Consider the following 2087-nt stretch of genomic DNA (forward strand, 5'->3'; position numbering starts at 1 on the left):
CCTAGGCCTTGACCGCATGGACGGCGGTGCTGGCATTGACAGCTTAGATGTGCGCTTCTGGAACGGGGCCTATGTGCTTAACATGAACACAGGGGTGACCAACTACGCTGGAGAAACCGCCACCAACTTCGAGAATGTTTTCACAGGTGCAGGTAACGACACCATCACCGGTACTGCTGGCAACAACGTCATCAGCACTGGCGCAGGCAACGACCGTGTATTTGCAGGTGCAGGCAATGACACGATCTACGGTGGCCCTGGCAACGATGTGCTCCGAGGTCAAAATGGCAATGACCGCATCTTTGGCCAAGCCGGCAACGACTGGATTGACGGTGGCCTAGGCCTTGACCGCATGGATGGCGGTGCTGGCATTGACACCCTGGATGTGCGCTTTTGGAATGGGGCCTATAACCTCAACATGATTACGGGGGTAACTAACTACGTCGGTGAGACTGCCACTAACTTTGAGCGGGTCTACACTGGCGCCGGTAACGACATTATCACCGGTACTGCTGGAGCTAACTATATCCACACAGGGGCAGGCAACGACAGCGTCTTTGCGGGCGCAGGCAACGATACTGTGGTTGGTGGCCTTGGCAATGATGTGCTACGCGGCGAAGCAGGCAACGACTACCTGTTGGGTGATCGTGGTAACGATATCCTAGTCGGTGGTCTCGGCAACGACCGCTTGAATGGAACAACTCTTACCGCCGAAGGCACCGGTGAACGCGATATTCTATTTAGCGGCAACACCAATGACACTGACGTCTTTGTTCTAGGTCAAAATGGTCGCGTCTTCTATAACGACCAGGGCAATACTGACCATGCCGTTCTGCGTGACTTTGATGCCTACAACTTTGTTGGAGATATTGCTGACAGAATTCAGCTAGTTGGTAGCGCAGCCTCTTACTCCCTATCTAACGTCTCAGTGAATGGCGTAGCCGGTGCTGGAATTAGCTTTGGTGGCGACCTGATTGGTATTGTCCAAGGTGTCAATGCCGCTAGTCTCAACCTAGCTAACACTAACCAATTCACCTATGTCTAAGTTCTCCTTGACTGGTGTGTGACGAGTTCAACCCATAAGCGTTGACTGTAATGGCCGATCGGTAGCTCCGATCGGCTTTTTTTGTGTCAAGCCCTGGTACTTTTTGGCGTCAGTTTGCCCACTATCCAATGGGGATGGGGGGATGCAATTGCTGTCCTATTCACAACTCTGGAAATTTTGTCCAGTCTGCCTAGGCATCTCCCTAGGCGATTTTTCGGTGCTGTGTGCGGCTGGCTACAGATTTTCTCACGCTTCAGTCGTATAAGAACCCATAGAAGGTGAATCAGTAAAGAGCATATTTCTAAAGCTAGGACTAAAGCTAGGAAGTTGGGGCTAAAACACTCAATACAGGGAGTCAAAAAGAATGAACTACATCATAAATGAAAGCCAAAAAGGGAAAATCATTGATGCACTTAGGTATGCAGCTGACATAGGCAATGCTAGAGCGGCACAAGATTGGAATAAATTGGCCGACTACCTAGAGGTTTTAGAGCCCGAAAAACCCCAAACCGACCAATTACTATCTGTTTCATCCCCCTCTAAGCCGCCAGTCGCTACACCCCAGTAAGTGACTGGCGCTTGGCAATTGTCTGTAGCCATTTTCTACCAGGCGCGATCGCATCTTAGAAACCACTTAGTTTCCATAACGCCCCTGACCCTCTCGTTTTGGTTTATCAGGGGCTTTTTCATGTGATTTAAAATTGCGCTCTGCTCCACAGCCATACTTGTGTTGAACTCACTTTACCCATGTTAGTGCGATTGTGAGCCTGAGAATCTCCCTAGAAACCCAGGGCTTGTTGCAAACGGACGTGGTCTACAGAACTAATGTTAAATCGCCCTTTTTCGACATCGCGCACCCAACTCTGACTCTTGCCAAGGCGCTCGGCTAGAGCACGCTGAGAAAAGTTTTGGCGTTGGCGGGCTGCTTTGATGGCATGACCGGAAAGCGTCCCTAACGGGTCTGATTGAGACTTCCTGCGACGACGTTTAGGGGCACGGCGATGTACTGTTTGTTGCCAGTCTTCTGATAGCTCAAACCCTG

3 protein-coding genes are annotated in these 2087 nt (G+C 50.6%); 2 read left to right on the forward strand and 1 reads right to left on the reverse strand.

The genetic code is table 11. The features are described from left to right. Together DXZ20_RS04620 and DXZ20_RS04625 are read left to right on the forward strand one after the other, a co-directional pair. Window positions 1-1045, forward strand: a 1045-nt coding sequence (locus tag DXZ20_RS04620) for a calcium-binding protein (protein WP_163703389.1), incomplete at its 5' end; no start/stop codon positions are given. Between the two features lie 364 nt (window positions 1046-1409). Then, a complete protein-coding gene (locus tag DXZ20_RS04625; protein WP_163696747.1) occupies window positions 1410-1613 on the forward strand; it encodes a hypothetical protein in 204 nt (67 codons plus the stop codon). 211 nt (window positions 1614-1824) lie between these two features. Here the strand turns inward: DXZ20_RS04625 and DXZ20_RS04630 are convergent. After that, a partial coding sequence (locus tag DXZ20_RS04630; RefSeq protein WP_163703390.1) for a helix-turn-helix domain-containing protein occupies window positions 1825-2087 on the reverse strand: 263 nt, incomplete at its 5' end.

It is taken from the genome of Adonisia turfae CCMR0081 (genome assembly GCF_011009555.1).
In the GTDB taxonomy this organism is placed as follows: domain Bacteria; phylum Cyanobacteriota; class Cyanobacteriia; order Phormidesmidales; family Phormidesmidaceae; genus Leptothoe; species Leptothoe turfae.

Bases quoted from the DNA above. Each gene is read 5' to 3' on its own strand.
- DXZ20_RS04625 (WP_163696747.1), top strand. From the start codon at position 1,410: ATGAACTACATCATAAATGAAAGCCAAAAAGGGAAAATCATTGATGCA.